Origin of the sequence: Corynebacterium halotolerans (assembly GCF_050107895.1) — a bacterium.
Taxonomy (GTDB): domain Bacteria; phylum Actinomycetota; class Actinomycetes; order Mycobacteriales; family Mycobacteriaceae; genus Corynebacterium; species Corynebacterium halotolerans_B.
Genome location: NZ_JBNILW010000003.1, coordinates 22066 through 43220 on the forward strand (window position 1 = coordinate 22066; position 21155 = coordinate 43220).

The 21155-nt window shown below is 69.9% G+C and carries 21 protein-coding genes and 1 pseudogene; 16 read left to right on the forward strand and 6 right to left on the reverse strand.

The genetic code is table 11. From position 1 onward, the window contains the following. Positions 1-313: 313 nt before the first annotated feature. Positions 314-1243 carry a glycosyltransferase family 9 protein gene (locus tag ACQCVD_RS03990; RefSeq protein WP_426822421.1) on the reverse strand — a complete coding sequence of 310 codons (930 nt, stop codon included), beginning with the start codon at positions 1241-1243 and terminating at the stop codon, positions 314-316. Between the two features lie 21 nt (positions 1244-1264). On the opposite strand from ACQCVD_RS03990, the gene ACQCVD_RS03995 reads away from it, so the two are divergent. The 7 genes and pseudogenes from ACQCVD_RS03995 to ACQCVD_RS04025 all read left to right on the forward strand — a co-directional run bounded on the left by ACQCVD_RS03995 (position 1265) and on the right by ACQCVD_RS04025 (position 7748). Next, the gene (locus tag ACQCVD_RS03995) at positions 1265-1768 is read left to right on the forward strand and encodes a D-glycero-alpha-D-manno-heptose-1,7-bisphosphate 7-phosphatase (RefSeq protein WP_426822422.1); all 504 of its coding nucleotides are present in this window, start codon (positions 1265-1267) and stop codon (positions 1766-1768) included. Further along, the gene (locus tag ACQCVD_RS04000; RefSeq protein ID WP_426822423.1) at positions 1768-2823 is read left to right on the forward strand and encodes a glycosyltransferase family 9 protein; all 1056 of its coding nucleotides are present in this window, start codon (positions 1768-1770) and stop codon (positions 2821-2823) included. The genes ACQCVD_RS03995 and ACQCVD_RS04000 overlap by 1 nt, the downstream gene beginning before the upstream one ends. Further along, entirely contained in the window at positions 2820-3779 is a 960-nt protein-coding gene (locus tag ACQCVD_RS04005) for a glycosyltransferase (protein WP_426822424.1), read from the forward strand. Before ACQCVD_RS04000 ends, ACQCVD_RS04005 begins: the two co-directional genes overlap by 4 nt. A 53-nt stretch (positions 3780-3832) precedes the next feature. Next, a pseudogene (locus tag ACQCVD_RS04010) lies at positions 3833-4987 on the forward strand (glycosyltransferase); the annotation flags it as partial. 72 nt (positions 4988-5059) lie between these two features. Next, a complete protein-coding gene (locus ACQCVD_RS04015; RefSeq protein WP_426822664.1) occupies positions 5060-5653 on the forward strand; it encodes a D-sedoheptulose-7-phosphate isomerase in 594 nt (197 codons plus the stop codon). Positions 5654-5655: 2 nt separating this feature from the next. Then, the gene (gene rfaE2, locus ACQCVD_RS04020; protein WP_426822425.1) at positions 5656-7020 is read left to right on the forward strand and encodes a D-glycero-beta-D-manno-heptose 1-phosphate adenylyltransferase; all 1365 of its coding nucleotides are present in this window, start codon (positions 5656-5658) and stop codon (positions 7018-7020) included. 35 nt (positions 7021-7055) lie between these two features. Then, on the forward strand, positions 7056-7748 hold the full coding sequence (locus ACQCVD_RS04025; RefSeq protein WP_426822426.1) for an SDR family oxidoreductase: 693 nt from the start codon (positions 7056-7058) through the stop codon (positions 7746-7748). Here the strand turns inward: ACQCVD_RS04025 and ACQCVD_RS04030 are convergent, their stop codons facing one another. Next, complete coding sequence (locus tag ACQCVD_RS04030; protein ID WP_426822427.1) at positions 7749-8822, reverse strand: glycosyltransferase family 9 protein; 1074 nt, start codon at positions 8820-8822, stop codon at positions 7749-7751. It lies immediately after the preceding gene. A gap of 38 nt (positions 8823-8860) precedes the next feature. Here ACQCVD_RS04030 and ACQCVD_RS04035 point away from each other — a divergent pair, with 38 nt between their 5' ends. The 8 genes from ACQCVD_RS04035 (at position 8861) to ACQCVD_RS04070 (ending at position 17905) form a co-directional block, all read left to right on the forward strand. Next, positions 8861-10240 (forward strand): aldehyde dehydrogenase family protein, encoded by a 1380-nt coding sequence (locus ACQCVD_RS04035; RefSeq protein ID WP_426822428.1) that lies wholly within the window; start codon positions 8861-8863, stop codon positions 10238-10240. Beyond that, entirely contained in the window at positions 10237-11718 is a 1482-nt protein-coding gene (gene rfaE2 / locus ACQCVD_RS04040; RefSeq protein ID WP_426822429.1) for a D-glycero-beta-D-manno-heptose 1-phosphate adenylyltransferase, read from the forward strand. Before ACQCVD_RS04035 ends, rfaE2 (ACQCVD_RS04040) begins: the two co-directional genes overlap by 4 nt. Further along, on the forward strand, positions 11705-12568 hold the full coding sequence (locus tag ACQCVD_RS04045) for a glycosyltransferase family A protein (RefSeq protein ID WP_426822430.1): 864 nt from the start codon (positions 11705-11707) through the stop codon (positions 12566-12568). Before rfaE2 (ACQCVD_RS04040) ends, ACQCVD_RS04045 begins: the two co-directional genes overlap by 14 nt. Before the next feature lie 70 nt (positions 12569-12638). Then, positions 12639-14225 carry an NAD-dependent epimerase/dehydratase family protein gene (locus ACQCVD_RS04050; RefSeq protein WP_426822431.1) on the forward strand — a complete coding sequence of 529 codons (1587 nt, stop codon included), beginning with the start codon at positions 12639-12641 and terminating at the stop codon, positions 14223-14225. A 26-nt stretch (positions 14226-14251) separates the two neighbouring features. Beyond that, positions 14252-14380, forward strand: a complete 129-nt coding sequence (locus ACQCVD_RS04055) for a hypothetical protein (RefSeq protein WP_426822432.1) — start codon at positions 14252-14254, stop codon at positions 14378-14380. A 6-nt stretch (positions 14381-14386) separates the two neighbouring features. Then, on the forward strand, positions 14387-14866 hold the full coding sequence (locus ACQCVD_RS04060; protein ID WP_426822433.1) for a CinA family protein: 480 nt from the start codon (positions 14387-14389) through the stop codon (positions 14864-14866). A gap of 23 nt (positions 14867-14889) precedes the next feature. Continuing rightward, positions 14890-16101 (forward strand): zinc-dependent alcohol dehydrogenase, encoded by a 1212-nt coding sequence (locus ACQCVD_RS04065; RefSeq protein WP_426822434.1) that lies wholly within the window; start codon positions 14890-14892, stop codon positions 16099-16101. A 16-nt stretch (positions 16102-16117) separates the two neighbouring features. Further along, complete coding sequence (locus ACQCVD_RS04070; protein WP_426822435.1) at positions 16118-17905, forward strand: thiamine pyrophosphate-requiring protein; 1788 nt, start codon at positions 16118-16120, stop codon at positions 17903-17905. A gap of 31 nt (positions 17906-17936) precedes the next feature. Here the strand turns inward: ACQCVD_RS04070 and ACQCVD_RS04075 are convergent, their stop codons facing one another. From ACQCVD_RS04075 to ACQCVD_RS04085, 3 genes are all read right to left on the reverse strand, one after another. After that, positions 17937-18203 (reverse strand): hypothetical protein, encoded by a 267-nt coding sequence (locus ACQCVD_RS04075; RefSeq protein WP_426822436.1) that lies wholly within the window; start codon positions 18201-18203, stop codon positions 17937-17939. A gap of 8 nt (positions 18204-18211) precedes the next feature. Next, positions 18212-18625: a CBS domain-containing protein gene (locus tag ACQCVD_RS04080; RefSeq protein WP_426822437.1), complete on the reverse strand. Its 414-nt coding sequence runs from the start codon at positions 18623-18625 to the stop codon at positions 18212-18214. Between the two features lie 205 nt (positions 18626-18830). Next, positions 18831-19175, reverse strand: a complete 345-nt coding sequence (locus ACQCVD_RS04085) for a DUF2218 domain-containing protein (protein WP_426822438.1) — start codon at positions 19173-19175, stop codon at positions 18831-18833. A 120-nt stretch (positions 19176-19295) separates the two neighbouring features. Here ACQCVD_RS04085 and ACQCVD_RS04090 point away from each other — a divergent pair, with 120 nt between their 5' ends. Then, a complete protein-coding gene (locus ACQCVD_RS04090; protein WP_426822439.1) occupies positions 19296-20222 on the forward strand; it encodes a DUF808 domain-containing protein in 927 nt (308 codons plus the stop codon). Here ACQCVD_RS04090 and zupT read toward each other — a convergent pair. Continuing rightward, on the reverse strand, positions 20219-21019 hold the full coding sequence (gene zupT / locus ACQCVD_RS04095) for a zinc transporter ZupT (protein ID WP_426822440.1): 801 nt from the start codon (positions 21017-21019) through the stop codon (positions 20219-20221). The genes ACQCVD_RS04090 and zupT overlap by 4 nt on opposite strands. Positions 21020-21155: the final 136 nt, after the last annotated feature.

A 21155-nucleotide genomic window follows, 5' to 3' on the forward strand; every position in this document is an offset into this window, starting at 1 on the left:
TGCTTAATTCAGCATCTCCATATCTTTTACATATATTGCATTAATAGGTGTCTTCAGCTGGGAAAACTTGGTGACACAGCCACCGAACCAGCCGAAAGGGCCCGAACCTTCGGGCCGGTCCAAATCATTAACTTATTTTTATAGGTGTGAACTGCAGGGATGCTTCGGGCGGTTGCGGGTTCTTTGTTCTTCGCGTTTGCTGAAGGGGTAGCAGTCAGAGTTTGTTCCCTGGGGCCGTGAAGACCATCACATGATGTCAGCCCCGCCACGAATGCAGACAAGGACGTCGCCTCACATGAAAAGACCGGTGTGCTCAGTTTTCACCAAGCAGCTCGTGGATGGCGGTGACCACGTCCGCAACCCCCACCGCCAGGAGTGCGGGATCGGGGTCGGTAGCGAAAGCGTCGCCACGCCGCACCGCAGCATCGGTGAGAACTCGGTGCGGCCCCGGCGGTGGCCCCCAGTTCACCGGGGAGGCCGGGCCGAAGATGACCACCGATGGTCGTCCGAAGGCGCTGGCCAGGTGAGCGGCGCCGGTATCGGCCGAGACCACGACCGCAGCATGGGCGATCACCGCGAAGAACTCGACCAACGACAGTCTGCCGGCCACGACCTCGGGCTGGGGCCCGGTAACCTGAGCCGCCACTTGCTCAGCGCGCTCACGCTCGCGCTGGTCACCCGTGAGCAGCACCCGGTGTCCGGAACCGATCAGCTCCTCCACCACCCGGGCGAATCTTTCGGCGGGCCAGTGCCGGCTGGCGTGGGCGGCGCCCACGTGCACCACCGCGACCCCCTGGGGCACGTCCGCCACCGGGGCGGGGAGCCGGAGATTCAGGGGATCGCCCGGCAGGCCGTGGGCGTTGAGCAGCCGTACCCAACGCTCCCGCTCGTGGATGTCGTCCCGCCAGGTGGGGCCGTCCCAGCCGGGGGCGGCGTGGCCGATCCGGTGCCGCGGCCGCACGGCCTCCAGCCGGGAACGGCTGTCCACCCCGTTGCCGTGGAAGTTGACGGCCACGTCGACGCTGTCGGCCGGGATGTCCAGGGGGATGTCCAGCCCCCGCGGGGTGGGCAGCAGCTCATCGACCACGCCCGTCAACTCGACCAGCGGCCGCAGCCACCCGGCACACGCCAGAATGATGCGGTGCTCGGGGAAGCCCCGCCGCAGGCCCCGCAACGCCGGTACGGCCACCAGCAGATCCCCGAGTTTGAGGGCCCGCAATGCCAGCACTGTGGGTTGGTCCATGATTCTCCCCTGCCTTCCGCCGTGTTATTCGACCGCGACAATACCCTCGTGGTCGATGTGCCCTACAACGGCGACCCGGCGCTCGTGCGCCCCATGCCGGGTGCCCGCCGGGCATTGGACCTGATCCGGGCGCACGGCATCCCGGTCGGCGTGATCAGCAATCAGTCCGGCGTCGGCCGCGGACTGATCACCACCGCGCAGGTGCGGGCCGTGAACCAGCGCGTCACTGGGCTGCTCGGCCCCTTCGACGTCTGGCAGTTCTGCCCCCACCTCGCCACGGACGGCTGTGGGTGCCGCAAACCGGCGCCCGGGATGCTGCTCGCCGCCGCCGGGCAACTGGGGGTCGAGCCCGCGGAAATGGTCTTCATCGGCGACATCGGGGCCGACGTCGGCGCCGCCCGGGCCGCGGGCTGCCGCAGCATCCTGGTGCCCACCGACGTCACCCTGCGACCGGAGATCGATGACGCCCCGGCGGTCGCCCCTGATCTCACGGCCGCCGTGCAACTCGCGTTGGGAGGGCACTGATGCGCAAGGTACTCGTCGCCCGACTAGACAGCGTCGGCGATGTGCTGGTCACCGGGCCCGCCATCCGCGCGATTGCCGCCGACCCGGAGGTCTCCCGGCTCACTCTCCTGTGTGGCCCGCAGGGTCGTGCCGCGGCGGAACTGCTGCCGGGCCCGACTGACCTGTTCACCTGGGCCAGCCCCTGGACCGTCGTCCCCGCTCCGCCCGCGGACGTGCTCCACATCGAGACCCTCCGGCAGTTCGTGATGGAGGAAGGCTTCGACGAAGCCGTCATCTTCACCTCATTCCACCAGTCCCCCCTGCCACTGGCCCTGGTGCTGCGTATGTCCGGGGTCGAACGGATCACCGGCGCATCCGTCGATTTCGCCGGTTCCCTGCTCGACGTCCGGCTGCGTCCCGGGGAGGATTTCCCCGAGGACCAGCCCGAGGCGGAACGCGCCCTGGGCATCGCCGCCGCCGCGGGCTACCACCTCCCGCCGGATGATGACGGCCGCCTGCGGATCAGCGATCCGGCCGGGCCACTGGATGATGAGCTCCCCGAGGACTATGTGGTCGTCCACCCGGGCGCCGCGGTGCCCGCGCGGATGTGGCCGCCCGAACACAGCACCGCTGCCGTCGAGCTGCTGGCCCGGCGCGGCCACCGGGTGGTGGTCACCGGGGGGCCGGGCGAGATGGAACTGACCGCACAGGTCGCCGGTGACCACGGCATCGACCTGGGGGGAAGAACCGATCTCCGGCAGACCGCCGGGGTGCTGGCGGGCGCCACGGTGGTGGTGTCCGGAAACACCGGGCCCGCGCACCTGGCCGCGGCCGTCGGCACGCCCGTGGTCAGTCTCTTCTCCCCGGTGGTGCCGGCGATCCGCTGGGCCCCCTACGGCGTGCCCGTGGAGCTGCTCGGCGACCAGGACGCCGCCTGCAGGAACACCCGCGCCCGGGACTGCCCGGTACCGGGTCACCCCTGCCTGGCTTCGGTCACTCCGGCCGAGGTCGCCGACGCCGTCGAGCGTCTGCGGACCACCAGCCCGACTCTGCGAGAAAACGAGGTACAGCGATGAAGATTCTACTCTGGCACGTGCACGGTTCCTGGACGGACGCCTTCGTCCACGGCCGCCACGACTATCTGCTGCCGGCCCTGCCCGAAGGCGGTCCCTGGGGCCTGGGACGGGCCGACCGGGACTGGCCGGACAACGTGCGCGACGTGTCGCCGGACCGCATGGAACTGGAGGACGTCGACGTCGTCATCCTCCAGCGCCCCGAGGACCTCGCGGCTGCCGAGCAGCTGCTGGGCCGGAAGCCCGGGGTGGATGTGCCGGCGGTCTACGTCGAGCACAACACCCCCCGCGGGGATGTGCCAGACACCGTGCACCCGCTGGCCGACCAGACCGACATCCCGATCGCGCACGTCACCTACTTCAATGAGCTGCTCTGGGACAACGGCTCCGCCCCGACCACCGTCATCGAGCACGGGATCCGGGATCCCGGCCACCTCTACACCGGGGAACAGCCCCACTTCGCGGTGGTCAGCAATGAACCGGTCCGCCGCTGGCGGGTCACCGGCACGGACCTGCTGCCCGGTTTCGCCGGCATCGCACCGGTGGATCTTTTCGGCATGGGCACCGACGGGGTCCATGAGGCCACCGGCATCTCGCCGAAGAAGCTGCGGGTCCACGGTGACCTCAAGCGGGGGCAGCTGCACCGCGAGATGGCGCAGCGGCGCATCTACCTCCACACGGTGCGGTGGACCTCCCTGGGGCTCTCCCTGCTGGAGGCCATGCACCTGGGCATGCCGGTGCTCGCCCTGGGCACCACCGAGGCCATCCGCGCCGTCCCCGCGGAGGCCGGGTTCCTGTCCACGCGGATGGATGACCTCCACCACGCCGCCCTGCGCCTGCTCAATGACCCCTGGCGGGCCCAGGCGATGGGCACCACCGCCAGGTCCTTCGCCCTCGAGCGGTACGGCCTCCAGAGGTTCCTCCGGGACTGGGACGAATTATTGGCCGACGTCGTTTAGTTCCCCTTTCCGCCACCCAACGATGAATACGAGGACTGACAATGAAAATCTCGATGATCTCCGAACACGCCAGCCCGCTGGCCGCCCTGGGCGGCGTTGACGCGGGTGGGCAGAACGTCCACGTGGCTTCCCTGTCGCGGGCACTGGCTGCGCGGGGACACCAGATCACGGTGTTCACCCGGCGGGACAGCCCGGACCTTTCCGAAACCGTGGTCGCCGAGCCCGGCGTCACCGTCGTCCACGTCACCGCCGGCCCGGTCGGGTCCCTGCCCAAGGACGAGTTCCTGCCGTTCATGCCGGGATTCGGTCGGGAGGTGGCCCGCTACTGGTGCGAGCACCCGGAAGCGGTGCCGGATGTGGTGCACTCCCACTTCTGGATGTCCGGTCTGGCCGCCCGCACCGCCCTGGACACCGCGGAGCTGACCGGGACCCCGCTGGTGCACACCTTCCACGCGCTGGGCACGGTCAAGCGCCGTTACCAGGGCGCGGCCGACACGAGTCCGGTCGAGCGAGCCTGGATCGAACCCCAGATCGGCCAGTTGGCCACGCACGTCATCGCCACCTGCCACGATGAGGTGCGGGAGCTGAAGGCGATGGGCATCTCCCCCACCAAGACCTCGGTGATCCCCTGCGGCGTGGACCTGGAGATGTTCACCCCGGACAAGCTGATGGAACCCACGGGTGGCCGACGCCGGATCGTCTGCGTCGGCCGTCTGGTCCCGCGCAAGGGTATGGACCTGGTGATCCGCGCCCTGCCGCTGCTGGCCCAGCACGGCTTCGACGATGTGGATCTGCACATCATCGGCGGTGGTGAACAGGGCAGCCTCGAGCATGACCCGGAGGCGGCCCGGCTGCGGCAGATCGCCACCGACCTGGGGGTCAGCGAGCGGGTCATCTTCCGCGGCCAGGTCCCGCGGGAGGAGGTGCCCTCCATCCTGCGCAGCGCCGATCTCGTGGCCTGCACCCCCTGGTACGAACCCTTCGGCATCGTTCCGTTGGAGGCCATGGCCTGCGGTGTGCCGGTCCTGGCCGCGAAAGTCGGGGGGCTGGCGGACACCGTGGTGGACAACGCCACGGGAATGCACGTCCCGCCGCAGGACCCGGCCGCCATCGCCGCGGCCGCCGCCACGGTGCTGCGGGATCCGGCCCGCATCGCGGAGATGGGGGCCCACGGGGTGCGGCGTGCCCGCCGGCACTACGCCTGGCCCGTGGTCGCCAAGGCCACCGAGGCGGCCTACCAGCAGCTGCTCAACGGCACCCCGCCGACCGGCTCCCGCAGCATGGGCGACGACGGCATCGCCACCCACCTGGACGGCGTGGCCACCGCGGTTGATTCGCTCCGCAGCCAGTCAGGGCTGCTGGCCCTCTGGGGCCGGGAACTGGCTGCCACGCTCGGTGCCGGCGGTCGGTTGTTCACCGCCGGCAACGGCGGTTCCGCCGCCGAGGCCCAGCACCTGAGCGCCGAGCTGGTCGGCCGGTTCCAGGGCGAACGCCCGGCCTACTCCGCGATGGCGCTGCACACCGATTCCTCGGCGGTCACCGCGATCAGCAATGACTACGGCTATGAACACGTCTTCGCCCGGCAGCTCGAGGGGCATGCCCGGGCAGGTGACGTCCTGCTGTTGCTGAGCACGAGCGGCACCAGCCCCAATCTGCTGCGGGCGGCGGAGACCGCCCGGAAGAAGGGCCTGCGGGTCTGGGCGCTGACCGGGCCCGGTCCGAACCCGCTGGCCGCGCTCTGCGACGAGGTCATCACGGTCGACGCCGACTCCCCCAATGTGCAGGAGGCGCACCTGATGGCCGTCCACGGCATCTGCCGCGCCTTCGACGCCGAAGTAGCCCATGTTTCCCACGCCAGCTTCCAGGAGGTTTAGAAATGGACACCACAGTAGAGGTAGTGGTTGTCGGGGACGTCCTGCTCGACATCGACACCGTCGGTACCGCCCGGCGGCTCTCCCCGGACGGCCCCGTGCCCGTCGTCGACGTGGTGGCGGAGACCCCGCGACCGGGTGGGGCGGGTCTGGCGGCCCGCTTGCTCAAGGAGTCGGGGGTCACCACCACGCTGGTCACCCTGATGGGCGAGGACGAGTCCTCCATCCTGTTGGCGGGGACCCTTGACGGGGTCAATCTGGTGGCCGGAGACTCCGGGCACCCCACCCCCGTGAAGAAGCGCCTGCTGGCGGAGGGGCAGGTGGTGGCCCGCACGGACCACCACTGCGCGCCCACCGCCACCGCCCCGGTCACCGAGGAGATGCTCGCCGCCGTCCGGTCCGCCAGCGCCGTCCTGGTCTCCGACTACGGCCGCGGCCTGACCGCGGATCCGGACCTCCGTGAGGCCCTCCGCGAGGTGGCGGCGAAGATCCCCGTGGTCTGGGATCCGCACCCCAACGGTGCGGACCCGGTCGAGGGGGTCACGGCCGTCACTCCCAACCTGGCGGAACTGCGGGCGGTGGCGGACCACGGCGCCGAGGACACCCGGGGCATGTCCCAGGCGGCGGCCGCACTGCTCGAACAGTGGCCGGCCCGCTCGGCCGTCGTCACGCTCGGGGAGAAGGGCGCGGCCGTGTTCGGCCGGGGCACCCTGCCCCAGTTCGTGCCGGCCATCGCCAGCACCAGCGCCGACGCGTGCGGGGCGGGCGACCGCTTCGCCGGCTCACTGACGGCCCAGCTGGCCACGGGTGCCCCGCTGGCCGACGCCGTGGCCACCGCGGTGCAGGAGGCCGGGTCCTTCCTGGCCGGCGGCGGCGTCGCCACCCTGGACGAGGAGATCCGCGGCGAGTCGCCGACGGATGACCTGGACACCCGCATCGCGGAGGTCCGCACCCGGGAGGGGACCATCGTGGCCACCGGCGGCTGCTTCGACCTGCTGCACGCCGGTCACGCCCGCACCCTGCAGGCTGCCCGGCGGCTGGGCGACATGCTGATCGTCTGCCTGAACTCCGATGAATCGGTGCGCCGGCTCAAGGGGCCGGAACGGCCGATCGTCTCACAGGCGGACCGGGTGGAGCTGCTGGAGTCGCTGGAGTGCGTCGACGCCGTCGTCGTCTTCGACGAGGACACCCCGGAGGCGGTGCTGCAGCAGCTGCGCCCCGATCTGTGGGTCAAGGGCGGTGACTATGACATGGACTCCCTCCCGGAGGCCCGGCTGGTCCGCAGCTGGGGCGGGGAGGCGGTGACCGTGCCCTATCACCCGGCCCGCTCCACCACGCGCCTGGCGCAGGCGCTGAACACCGTGAACTGACAGAACCGACATCTTTCGAAAGGAACCGAACACACATGCAGCTTGAGAACGCGAAGATCCTGATCACCGGCGGCGGCTCCGGCCTCGGCCTGGCCTGTGCCCTGGCCATCACCGAGGCGGGCGGCACCGCGGTGGTGCTCGACCGGGACATCTCCGACGCCGGCGACTACCGCGCCCACGAGGTGGACGTGACCGACCGCGCCGCGGTGGAGAACACAATCAGCCAGGTGGCCGAGGAGCTGGGCGGGATCGACGCCCTGATCGCCGCCGCGGGCATGGACATCCCGGGTGAACTGGATGAGGTCAGCGCGGAACAGTGGGAGCAGGTGCTCGGCGTCAACCTGCTGGGCACGGTCTCCGCCACGCGGGCGGCCCTGCCCCACCTCAAGCGCTCCCACGGGCGGGTGGTCACGGTGGCCTCCACCCTGGCGCTGAAGGGGGCCGGCGGCGCCACCGCCTACAGCGCCTCGAAGTTCGCGGTGCGCGGCTTCAGCCAGGCCCTGGCCGCGGAGACCAAGGGGGAGGTCGGCGTGACCTGCCTGATCCCCGGCGGAATGAAGACGAAGTTCTTCGACGGCCGCACCGAGCAGTACATGCCCCAGGACGATTCCCGGCTCAATGAACCGGCCCGGGTGGCCGAGGCCGTGCTCTACGCCCTGACGCAGCCGGAGAACGTGGAGATCCGCGAGATGCTGATCGCCAATGAGCTGGAGGATTCCTGGCCCTGATCAGGCGCCCAGCGCCCGCACGTCCGCCCAGACCTCGTCCACGCCGATCCCAGTCAGGAAGGAGGGATCATGCTCACAACGTTCAGCGGTCCACCCGACCTGGGTGACATCCGCCCCGCACACCGGACAGCAGGTGACCCAGGACAGCTGCACGCGGTGGCGGCCCCGTCCCATGGGGCCGGCGTTGATGAGGTTGCCCAGCCAGTACAGGCCCACCGTGCGGGCCCCCACGGCCAGCGCGAGATGACGCGGGCCGCTGTCATTGCCCAGCATCACGTCGGATTCGGCGAGCACCCCCAGCAGTTCAGACAGCGAGAGCTGGCCCGCCAGGGAGACCCCGCCGCCGGCGGCGATCTGCTCGGCCGCCCCCACGTCCCCGGCATCGCCGACCACGAGCACCTGCCAGCCCGCCGCCGCAGCCCGGCGCGCCACCTCGGCGAACCGTTCCGCCGGCCAGCGACGGCGCGGATCAGTGGCCCCCGGGTGGATGGTCAGCAGGGGCTGACCGGTGCGGTGTTCCCGGGCGGCGGCCCGCTCGGCGTCGGTGACGGTGAGCCAGGGTTCCAGGTCGCGGACCTCGGCGCCGGCCAGCCCAACGACCTCCAGGGCGCGCAGCATCTCCTGCTGGTAGTAGACGTACGGCAGGTTGCGCTCCAGAGCCACCGCGTCCGGGGTCCGGGTGCCCACCGTGTGGCGGGCGCCGAGCTCCAGCAGGAAGGGGTTCGAGTAGCGGCCACCCCCGTGCACCTGCACGGCGAGATCGAAACGGCGCTGCCGCATCCGCGCCAGGAATTCCGCGGTCTGCTCCGGATCCTCCGGGCCGGGGCGCACGCCCTCCGCATTCGGCAGCTCCACCACCTCAGTCACCGGACCGGGACGGTCCCGCAGCAGGGCCACGGCGGCCGGGGTGCTCAACAGGGTGATCGAGGCCTCCGGGTAGGCGGCGGCCAGTGCGGTGATCGCGGGCATCGCGAACATCACGTCTCCCAGTCCCCCGCCACGCAGCACCGCGATGCGCTCCACCCCGGCGAACTTCTCCCCCTGCTCGCCGACGAACGTTCCACCATCTGTCACGAAACTTCCACCTTCTTAGACTCTTAGAGAGGACCACCATGACCGCAGTCGACCAGGCAACAACCCGTCTCAGCGTAGTTGATCCCACCACCGGCGCGCCCGTGGGCGAACTCGCCGGCGCCGACCGGGAAGAGGTGGCCCGGACCGTCGCCGCCGCCCGCGCCGCCCAACCCACGTGGGCGGCCACTCCCGCGGAACAGCGCGGTAAGTACCTGCACGCGATGGCCGACGCTCTCGCGGCCGCAGCCGGAGAACTCGCCGAGCTCAACCAGCGCGAGACCGGCAAACTGCTGGCGGACTGCCGGGGTGGCATCGACGCCGGGGTGGGCACGCTGCGCCAGTACGCCGAACTGGGGCCGCTGCACCGTGGCCACAGTCTGCGCGGTGACGGCCTCGCCGCCGACTACACGGTGACCCGGCCCCGCGGGGTCGTCGCGGCGCTGACCCCGTGGAACGATCCGGTGGCGGTGGCGATGGGGCTGATCGGCGCGGCGCTGGTCACCGGCAACACCGTGATCCACAAGCCCAGTGAGCGCAACCCGCACCTCGGCGTCCGGCTCGGCGAGGTGCTGAGCAGCGCCCTGCCGGCCGACGTGCTGCTCACCCTCACCGGCGCCGGCGACGTCGGACAGCTGCTGACCGCCGATGACCGCATCGACGTCTTCGCCCACGTGGGATCGACCGCCACCGGCACCGCCATCGCGGCGGCCGCCACCGCCACCGGGGCACACGTCATCCGGGAGAACGGCGGCAACGACGCCCTGCTGATCGACGACACCGTCGACCCGGCCTGGGCGGCGCAGCAGGCGGCCACGGGCTGCTTCGTCAACGCCGGCCAGATCTGCACCTCCGTGGAACGGGTCTTCGTCCACCGCGCCATCGCGGAGCAGTTCCTCGACCGCCTCGTCGCCGAGGCCCGCCGGTGGGGAACCACCCAGCCGGTGGTGGACGAGGCCCACCGCGACCAGGTCCACGTCCAGGTCAGTGACGCCGTGAGCGACGGCGCGCGGCTGCTGACCGGCGGAGAGATCCCCGAGGGCCCCGGCGCGCACTACCCGGCCACGGTGCTCACCGACTGCCACCCCACCATGACGGTGATGCGGGAGGAGACCTTCGGCCCCGTCGCACCGGTCCAGGTCATCGACTCCTTCGATCAGGGCCTGCACCTGGCCGACGACGACCGTTACGGACTCGCCGCCACGGTGCTGACCCGGCGCCTGGACCGGGCCCTGCAGGCCGTGAACACCCTGCAGGTGGGCACCGTGAAGGTCAACAACGTGTTCGGGGGCGCCCCCGGTGGGGCCGCCCAGCCGCACCGCGATTCCGGCGACGGGTTCGGCTACGGCCCTGAACTGCTCGACGAGATGACCACCACCTCGGTGGTCCACCTGGAATTTCCCGGAGGAGCGGAACAATGACCCTAGCTACTGATCTCCCCCTCAAACTGGCCAGTGCCGCCCGGACCGTCACCGTGATCGGGGACGTCATCCTGGACACCTGGGTCTACGGCACGAGCCACCGCCTGGCCCGGGAGGCGCCGGCCCCGGTGGTGGACCGCAGCCACGAGAACTTCGCCCCCGGCGGGGCCGCGAACACCGCCATGAACCTCGCTGCGCTCGGCGCGCGGGTGCGCCTGGTTGGTGTGGCCGGGGACGACGCCGCCGGCCACCGGCTGCAGCAGCTCCTGGACAGCGCCGGGGTGGACACCACCCACCTGCTGCTCGATCCGGCGGTGGCCACCACCACTAAGTCCCGGGTGGTGGTCGAGGATCAGGTGCTCTTCCGCCTCGACGAAACCCCCGGCGACTACCCCGCCGAGCTGCTGGCGGAGCTCAGCGAACACGCCCTGACCGCCGCCTGGGATTCCGACGCCCTGGTCATCTGCGACTACACCGGCCCCGTCCACCACTGCGACCTCCCACAGCAGCTGGGAGTGATGGCGGACCGTCCCCTGACCGTCGTGGACGCCCACGACCCGCGGCACTGGGCCGCGGCCCACCCGGACCTGATCACCCCGAACCACGGGGAAGCCGAGGCCGTCCTCGGTACCTCCCTGGGTACGGGGCCAGGCCGGATCGAGCGGGTGACCGAACACGCCACCCGGCTGCTGGAGGAGACCGGGGCGGCTCAGGTGGTGGTCACCTTCGACCGCGACGGCACCGTCCTGCTCAACCGTGCCGGGCTGGTCCACCGCACCTGGGCCAACCCGGCCGCCGAGAAGCAGGCCTCCGGGGCCGGTGACACCTTCGTCGCTGCGCTGACCCTCGCGCGGGCCAACGGACTGCCAAACTACGTCGCCCTTGACCTGGCCCAGGCGGCCGCGGACGTCGTGGTGCACCGGCTGGGCACCTCCCTGTGCTCCACCAGAGACCTCATGCTCCACCTCAATGATTTCGCCGACGCCCTCACCGCCACCGACGAGCTACTGGACAAGGTCGCCGCGCACCGGGCGGCCGGGCACCGGGTGATCCTGTCCAACGGCTGCTTTGACGTGCTGCACCGCGGGCACATCTCCTATCTCACCAAGGCCGCGCAGCTCGGCGACGTCCTGGTGGTGGCCGTCAACGACGATGACTCGGTGCGCCGTCTCAAGGGTGAGGGCCGTCCCATCAACCCCCTGAGTGATCGCGCGGGAGTGCTCGCCGCCCTGAACTCGGTGGACTACGTGACGGCGTTTTCCACCGACACCCCCATTCCGCTGATCGAGAAGCTGCAGCCCGACATCTATGTCAAGGGCGGGGACTATACCCCGGAGATGCTCGCGGAAACCGCCGTCGTCCGGGCCTACGGCGGTGAGGTCCGGATCATGGACTACGTCTCCGACCACTCCACCAGCGCCCTGGTGGAGCGGATGCGGCAGACCCAACCGAAGGGAGAGGAACATGCCCGTACGTGACAGCTCACGGTGGGGACTACCCCCCACGCCCCGCGAGGGACCGGCGCCGCTGGAGGTGCTCATCCCCTGCTTCGAGCGCCCCGCGGAACTCGCGCTGACCCTGTCGGGCCTGGCCGCCCAGACCGAGGTGGACTTCGATGTCATCCTCTCCGACCAGTCGGACACCGCGGTGTGGGAGCAGTCTGCGGCGGCCGCCATGATCCGGGTGCTGCGCGCCCAGGGCCGGACGGTGCGCTGCGAACGCAACCTGCCCCGTCGGGGGCTGGCCCAGCAGCGGCACCGCCTGCTGGAACTGAGCGGGGCACGGCTGGTGCTCTTCCTCGACAGCGACGTCTGGTTGGAACCGGGCACCATCACCCGGATGAGCTCGGCCCTGCACCGGCACGGCGGGGGCTTCATCGGTTCCGCCGTGCAGGGCCTGTCCTATCTGGCGGATGAGCGCCCCGCCGAGTGGGAGACCTTCGAGCCGTGGGAGGGCCGGGTAGCGCCGGAACCCATTCCGGACTCCGGGCCCGCCCACGAGCGCTGGCGGCTCCACAACGCCGCCAACCTCTGTCATCTCGCCGCCCGGCAGGAGTTCGGCCCCAGTGGCTTCCTGGTGTACAAGATCGCCTGGGTCGGCGGGTGTGTGCTCTTCGACCGGGCGTGCCTGCTCGAGTCCGGCGGTTTCGAATTCTGGTCGCAACTGCCCGCGAACCACGCCGGCGAGGACGTGCTGGCGCAGTGGCAGGTACTCGCCCGGCACGGCGGGGCGGCCGTCCTGCCGAGCGGGGCGGTCCACCTCGAGGCGCCGACCACCGTCACCGACCGTTCCACGGAAGCCACGGAGCTACTCCTGGCACAGCCATGATCCGTAAGCTGGGCCGTACTCGACCGCACCACCCACATCCCGACAACTGACGACGTTTTAGGAGAACATCATGCGAGTCGTAGTCATCGGTGCCACAGGCAACCACGGCACCGCAGTGCTCAAGGCACTGCACTCCACCCCCGAAGTCACGCAGATCACCGGTATCGCCCGGCGACTGCCCGACACTGAATCCGCGCCCTACGCCGACTGCCGGTGGGAGACGGTGGACATCGCCGCCGCCAGTGCCGCCGAGGACGTCATCCCGGAGCTGACCGGCATCTTCCAGGGCGCCGACGCGGTGATCCACCTGGCCTGGCTGATCCAGCCCAACGATCGCCGCGAGCTCCTCCACCGCGTCAACGTCGAAGGCACCCGGCGGGTCACCGAGGCGGTGGCCGCGGCCGGGGTACCGCACCTGGTGGTCGCCAGCTCCGTCGGCGCCTACTCCCCCGACCCGGCCCGCGAGACCGGGGAGACCCTGCCGCTGCGCGATGAGAGCTGGCCCGCCATGGGCATCGAGTCCTCCCACTACAGCGCCGACAAGGCGGATCAGGAACGGGTCCTGGACACCTTCACCGCCGCCCACCCCGACGTCGCGGTCACCCGGCTGCGGCCGGGCCTGACCTTCCAGGCGGCGGCCGCCGCCGAGATCCAGCGCTACTTCATCGGCGGAGCCGTCCCCGATCAGGCGCTCAAGATGACCCCGCCGATGCTGCCCCTGCCCAAGGGCGTCGCCGCCCAGGCCGTGCACGCCGATGATCTCGGCCGGGCCTATGCCCTGGCCGTGGTCAAGAAGATCCCGGGGGCGTTCAACGTCTGCGCCGATGACATTCTCCACCCGCAGGACCTGGCCGACATCGTCGACCACGGCCGGTACGTGGAGCTCCCGCCCGCGGTGGTGCGGGCGGCGGTGGCCGCCGCCCACAAGGCCGGCACCGTGGCCGCCGACGCCGGGTGGATCGACATGGCGATGCAGGTGCCCATGATGGACAACTCCCGGGCGCGGACCGAACTGGGGTGGCGGCCCGAGCACAGCGCGGCCGATGCCCTGCGCGAGCTGCTCGACGCCCTGCGCAGCGGCGAGGGCACCTCGTCCCTGCCGCTGCGGCCCCGCGACCGGGATCCGGAGGCCCCGTCCGGTCAGGTCCCGGCGGAGATGTCCCGCGACCTGCTCCAGCTCTACCTCTCCGATCACCTGACCGGGGCCACCGCCGGGGCGGACCGGATGAACCGGATGGCGCAGGACTACGTGGACACCCCCATGTTCGCGAAGCTCTCCGCCCTGGCGGTGGAGATCCGCACGGAGCGGGAGTTCCTGGAAAAGCTCATCCACCAGCTGGGGCTCAAGCAGATGCCCTACCGGCAGGCGATGGCCGATGTCGCGGAGAAGGTGGGCCGACTCAAGGGCAACGGCCGGGCCGTGAGCCGCTCGCCGATGACGATGCTGCTGGAGACCGAATTGATGCGCAGCGCGGTGATCGGGAAGAAGGGCGGCTGGCAGACCCTGCTGGAACACGCGGAGGAGATGAACCTGGACCCCGCGCCCTTCACGGAGCTGCGGGACAAGGTCGCCGACCAGCTGGCCGCCCTGGATGAAGTCCACGCCTACGCCCGCTCCCGCGCACTGCGGGAGACCCGCGAAACCTACGAAGACTAGACCTCCCGAGAAACAAGGAAGAGAACATGACTGACCCGAAGAAACAGACCGAAGCCGAGAACCCGGACCCCGAGGGACCGGAGACCGAGGAGGAACTGGTGGAGGAATGGGAGGACGAATCCTTCCCCGCCAGCGACGCTCCCCAGAACTACTGACCCACCATGTCCCCCGCCGACACCGCCGCCCAGATCTCCGAACTGGCCACCCAGCATGACTTCACGGTAGCCGTCGCGGAGTCCCTGACCGGCGGAAAAATCAACAGCCGCCTCAGCGCCGCCCCGGGTTCCTCAGAATGGTTCGCTGGCGGTGTGGTCTGCTATGAGACCCGCATCAAGTACGAGGTGCTCGGGGTGCCTGAGGGCACCCCGGTCATCACCGAGGCCGCCGTGAGCGCCATGGCCACCGGCCTGGCGGACCTGATGACCGCCGACGCCACCGTCGCCGTCTCCGGGGCCGGAGGTCCGGGCAGCCAGGAGGGAAACCCGCCCGGCACCACCTGGATCGCGGTTCTGGTCCGCGGGACGATCCACACCGAACTGCACCACTTCCCCGGCGAACCGGAGGACATCCTCGCCCAGACCGAGGAGCGCGCCCTGGAGCTGCTGCACACCACAATGGTGAAAACCTGCTCATCCGACTGAGCCAACCTTTCCAAGGAGGAGACATGAAAGCACTGACCTGGCAAGGAAAACGACAAGTAAGCGTGGAAACCGTCCCGGATCCGGGGCTCAAGGCCGCCACGGACGCGGTCATCGAGGTGACCTCCACCGCCATCTGCGGCTCGGACCTCCACCTCTACGAGGTGCTCGGCCCCTTCATGGACGCGGGCGACATCATCGGCCATGAACCGATGGGACGAGTCGTCGAGGCCGGCTCCGCCACCCATCTCAAGGAGGGCGACCGCGTGGTCATCCCCTTCACCATCGCGTGCGGAACCTGCTGGATGTGCCGCCGCGGCCTGTACTCGCAGTGCGAGACCACCCAGGTCACCGAGTACGGCTCCGGGGCCAGGCTGTTCGGCTACTCCCGACTCTACGGTTCCGTCCCCGGCGCGCAGGCCCAGTACCTGCGCGTCCCGCACGCCGATTTCGGTCCCATCAAGGTCGGCGAGGAACTGCCGGACCACCGCTACCTCTTCCTCAGCGACGTCCTGCCCACCGCCTGGCAGGCTGTGAAGTACGCCGACGTCGGCGAGGGCGACACCCTGGCGGTCTACGGCCTCGGCCCCATCGGGCAGATGGCCGCCCGCATCGGCCGTCACCTGGGCGCCCGCGTGTTCGGCATTGATCCGGTGCCGGAGCGTCGCGCAATGGCCGCCCGGCACGGCGTCGAGGTCTTCGACTTCGGCGAGGACACCAATGACGCCATCCGGGACGCCACCGACGGCCGCGGTCCCGACGGTGTGGTCGACGCCGTCGGCATGGAGGCCCACGGTTCCCCGGTGGGCAAGCTTGCCCACCAGGCCGTCGGCATGCTGCCGGACGCAGTCGGTCGGAAGATGATGGAGCACGGCGGCCTGGACCGGCTGGCGGCCGTGCACTCCGCCATCGACCTGGTGCGCCGCGGCGGCACGGTCTCCCTGTCCGGTGTCTACGGCGGGCAGGCCAGCCCCATGCCGATGCTCACGCTCTTCGACAAGCAGATCCAGCTGCGCATGGGCCAGTGCAACGTGAAGAAGTGGATCGACGACCTGCTGCCGCTGGTGGAGGATCCGGCCGATCCACTCGGCGTGGACGACCTGGTCACCCACCGGGTGCCGCTCACCGATGCCCCGGCCGCCTACGAGAAGTTCCAGAAGAAGGAGGACGGCTGCATCAAGGTCGTGCTCGATCCCCACGCCATCGAAGACGTCACCGCGGGCTCCCCGCTGGACTGACCCGGAAGGATCTGTCATGTCCACCAGAACCACAGCTGACCTGATCATCGACCGATTGCGGGCCTGGGAGGTGGACCGGGTCTACGGCTACGCCGGCGACGGCAACAATCCCCTGCTCGGTGCCTTCCGCCGCGCTGCCGAGGGGCCGGAGTTCATCGCCGCCCGCCACGAGGAGGGCGCGGCGTTCATGGCCGTGGGAGAGGCCAAGTACGGCCACGGGGTCGGGGTGGTCACCTCGACGCAGGGGCCGGGCGCGGTGCATCTGCTCAACGGGCTCTACGACGCCAAGCTGGACAGCGCCCCGGTGGTGGCGCTGGTGGCCCAGCAGCACCGCTCGGTACTCGGCTCCGGATACCAGCAGGAAATCGATCTGCAGAACCTCTTCGCCGACGTCTCCTCCCCCTTCGTCCAATCGGTGGTCGCCCCCGAGCAGTTGCCGATGGTGCTCGACCGGGCCTTCCGCTCGGCCCTGTCCACCCGCAAGCCGGCCGTGATCATCCTGCCGCACGATGTGCAGCAGGCCGAGGCACCTGATCTCGGGCAGAGCCACGGCGAGGTGGTCACCGCCCCGCGCTGGACCTCCGGCACCGTGACCCCGCGGAGCGAGGACCTCGACCGGGCGGTCCAGGTGCTGGCCCAGGGCGAAAAGATCGCCCTTCTCGTCGGCCAGGGGATCCGGCAGGCGCAGGACGAGGTGGCGGAACTGGCCGAGCGCCTCGGCGCGGGGATCACCACCAGTCTCCTGGGCAAACCCTATGTCGACGAGACCCATCCCCTGGCCGCCGGCACCATGGGGCACCTGGGTACCCCGGCCTCCGCCCAGGTGCTCCAGGAGTGCGACACCCTGCTGATCGTCGGATCGAATGACCCGTGGACCGAGTTCTACCCCGCGCCGGGGCAGGCCCGGGCAGTTCAGATCGATCTGGATCCCGCGATGATCGGCAACCGCTACCCCATCGAGGTCGGCCTGGTCGGTCACGCCGGGCCCAGCATCCGTGCCCTGTTGGAGCGGCTGCCCGAACGCGGGGCGGGGCCCTGGCGCTCCGAGGTGGAGCAGGCCGTGCAGCGGGGCAGGGAGATCGCCCGGTTGCGCGCCGCGGTGCCGGCGAAGCCGCTGAATCCGGAGCTGGTGGTACGCGGGCTCTCCGAGCGGATCCCGGGGAACGCCCAGCTCGCCGTCGACGTGGGCAGCAGCGTCTACCACTATGTGCGGCAGTTGACCCTGCCGGCGGGCGTGCCCGCCCACCTCTCGTCCACGCTCGCGTCGATGGGCTGTGGCGTGCCCTATGCGGTCGCGGCGAAGGAGGTCGCACCGGAACGTCCGGTGGTGGCGCTGGTCGGTGACGGGGCCATGGAGATGCTGGGGATCAATGAGCTCATCACCGTCGCCGCACGCTGGCGGACCTGGGAGAACCCCCGCCTGATCCTGGTCGTCCTGAATAACCGGGACCTGGCGGAGGTCAGCTGGGAGCAGCGCGAATCGGAGTCCGAACCCCGCTTCGACGCCTCGCAGACCGTCCCGGGTTTCGATTTCGCCGCCTACGCCGGCCAGCTGGGCCTGCACGGGATGGTCCTGCAGGATGACACGGCACTGGACCGGGTGCTGGATGAGGCGTTCAGTGTCGAGCGGCCGGTGGTGGTGGATGTGCGCGCCGATCCGGACGTGCCGCTGCTGCCGCCCTTCCCGCACGGCGAACAGATGCTCGCCGGCATGCGGGAGGGACTGCGCGCCGAGGGCGAGGCCGGACGCCACGGTCTGGAGCTGCTGGAGCGCTACGCGGAGATCGAGGCCCAGCGGAGCTGAGGCCCCGACCGGGTGGTCGGGGCCTGTCGGCTCAGCGCTTGACGAGTTTGAAGAAGGTGCTCGGTTCCCCGCTGGCCTTCTCGTCCTGGTACAGCAGCGCCAGATTCTCCCGGTCGAATTTCTCGAACCACTCATCCCACTCGATGTGGGTCAGCTCGTCCTCCCCGGCGCCGCCGGGGAAATCGAAGCGGAGGATGCCGGGGTCACCGGTCCCCGCCACGGTGGCCGGCACGCCGTCCCGCTCGCTGGCCCACCGGCGGATGGTGTCGTGGTCTGTGGTGGTCTCTGCCTCAGTCATGTCGCCTCCTACTCAGAGATGAATTCCAGAAGATCGCCGATGCTCTTGTCCGGCATGGAGCGGGCGATGTCGGCCTGTGCCAGCATGCCCACCAGGTCGTGGCCGTCGATGACGGGCAGGCGACGGACCTGATGTTCCTTCATCGTCCGCAGGGCCTCCTCGACGGGATCATCGGCGCCGATGGTGGCGGGCTTGCCCGCGGCCAGTTCGCCGGCCGTCATGGTCTTCGGGTCCTGGCCTTCCGCCAGGCATTTGACGGCGATATCCCGATCGGTGACCATGCCCTTCAACCGGTTGTCCGTCCCGCAGACGGGCAGGGCGCCGACGTTCTCGTCGCGCATCTTGCGGGCGGCCACCTCCAGGGTCTCGTTCTCGCCGACGCACTCGGCGCCGGGGGTCATGATGTCGCGTGCGGTGGTCATGGTGTGATCCTCACTGCCGTGTGGGTGTCATTGTCATGTGCCGGATACCCCGTCACATGCCCCACCCTAGGTACCTCCGCAGCTGAATTCGCCCCACTGCGCAGCTGTCACCCAAATGTGACCGCCGGTTCAGGTTCCGGCCAGGGACACTGCCACTGACCTGCAGATATAACACAATACCTAGGTATTTTCTGAGCGTTCCAGGCTAGTCCTCCAGGTCCGCCGTGGTAACCACGACGCCGTCTTCGCCGCCCTCCCGGCGCCACGTCACCGAGAGCTCGTCCCGGGCACCGAAGCGGACCAGGTGCCGGCCCACGACCGCCTCCAGGTCCGCGAGGTGCTCGGGGGCGGTCTCCAGGTGGAGCAGGAGAACCTTGTCTCCGGCGATCATCCCGACCTCTCCGGGCAGATCCCCGGTGAAGGTCAGGTGGCCGCGCCCCTCCGCGGCGTCCCATTCCGTCGCCAGCTTCTTCGAGAAGTGCGATGCCAGCTGCTTGCCGTAGCGGGCCGGGCGATCAGTGGCGACACGGGCGGTGGAGGAGATCGTCATGCATCCTAAATTACCCGGAAGTTCAGACGGTGTACACCACCAGGTCCTGCTTCCCTGCTGCGCAGCGGTCGTGCCCTCGGTACACTGAAAGGCCCTACCCGCGCGAGAGAGGAACCCGTCATGGCCGGTGGACTTGCCGCCCTGCTGGATGATGTCGCGGCCATCGCCCGGATGTCCGCCGCCACCGTCGACGACGTGGCGACGGCGGCCGGACGCACCAGCGTCAAGGCCGCCGGCGTGGTCATTGATGATGCCGCGGTCACCCCGAAATACGTGGCCGGGGCCACCCCGGCGCGGGAACTGCCGATGATCTGGCGGATCACCAAGGGCTCGCTGTTCAACAAACTGGTGATCATCCTGCCGATCGCCCTGCTGCTGAGCTGGCTCGCCCCCTGGGCTCTGACGCCGATCCTGATGGTCGGCGGCACCTACCTCGCCTTCGAGGGTGCGGAGAAGATCTGGCACAAGCTGCTCGGGCACGCGGAGCAGGAGACCCCGGCCACCGACGTCGGCCCGGCCGCAGAGGACAAGGTGGTCAAGGGGGCGATCACCACGGACCTGATCCTGAGCGCGGAGATCATGGTCATCTCCCTCAATGAGGTGGCGGAGCAGCCGTTGTGGATGCGGGCCCTGGTGCTGATCCTGGTGGCTCTCGGCGTCACGGCCCTGGTGTACGGGGCCGTGGCGATCCTGGTGAAGATGGATGACGCGGGGCTGAAGCTGGCCGAGCGCAACCCGGACGGCGGCGCCGGGACCTTCGGCCGCGGACTGGTCAAGGCCATGCCGAAGATCCTGACCGCGATCACCGTCATCGGCACCTTCGCCATGCTCTGGGTCGGCGGCCACATCATCGTCGTGGGGCTGGACGAGTTCGGCCTTCCCTGGCCCCTCCAGATCGCCCACGGTGCGGAGACGGCCGTCGGCGGGGGCGCGCTGGGCTGGATCGCCGGCACCTTCTGCTCCCTGGTCTTCGGCTTCCTGTGGGGCACCGTGGTCGTCGGCATCGTGGCGCTGATCGGCCGGCTCAGGAACCACCGGCCGCACTAGAGGAACAGCACCAGGCTGACCGCCATCACCCCCATCCCGGCGATCAGGCCATAGATGGCGTGGTGGTGACGGCCGGTGGCCACCGCGGTGGGCAGGAGCTCATCCATGGAGATGAACACCATGATGCCGGCGACGGCGGCGAAGGCGAACCCCATCGCGGTGGGCCCGAGGAACGGCAGCAGCAGCAGATAACCGATCAGCGCGCCGGCGGGTTCCGCCAGACCCGAGAGGGTGGACCAGCCGAACCCCTTCCAGCGGGAGCCGGTCGCCTCGCGCATCGGCACGCCGACGGCGATGCCCTCCGGGATGTTGTGCACGGCGATGGCCACCACGATCGGCAGGGCCAGCACCGGATCATCCAGCGCCGAGATGAAGGTGGCGAAGCCCTCCGGGAAGTTGTGGATGCCGATGGCCAGAGCGGTCAGCGTACCCATCTTCATCATCTTCATGCGCCGGGCCTGCAGCTCCGGGGTGTCCCCGCTCATGGATTCGTGCGGGTTGATCGCGGTGGGCACGAGGCGGTCGATGACCGCGATCAGGGCGATACCGCCGAAGAAACCGGCGAGCCCCCACCAGTTGCCGCCCCGCTCGCCATAGCTGTCCGAAAGATGCGTGATCCCCTCCGGCAGGATCTCCACCAGGGAGACGTACAGCATCACTCCCGCGGAAAAACCCAGTGAGCTGGCCATGAAGCGGTCACCGGGGTTCTTCTTGATCACCGCGATCAGACCGCCGATGCCGGTGGCCAGGCCGGCCAGCACCGTCAGTCCGAACGCGATGAGAAACTCGTGGGTCACTGGCGCCGACCCTCATCGTCGCTGGCCGGGCGCGGTAGCGCGGGGGAGGGTACCGGAGGCGCGTTCAGGGCAGAGCTCATGGTCTTTTAGACTACAGGGCGCCACTTCCGGGCACCGGGCAGGTCACTCCCCGGAA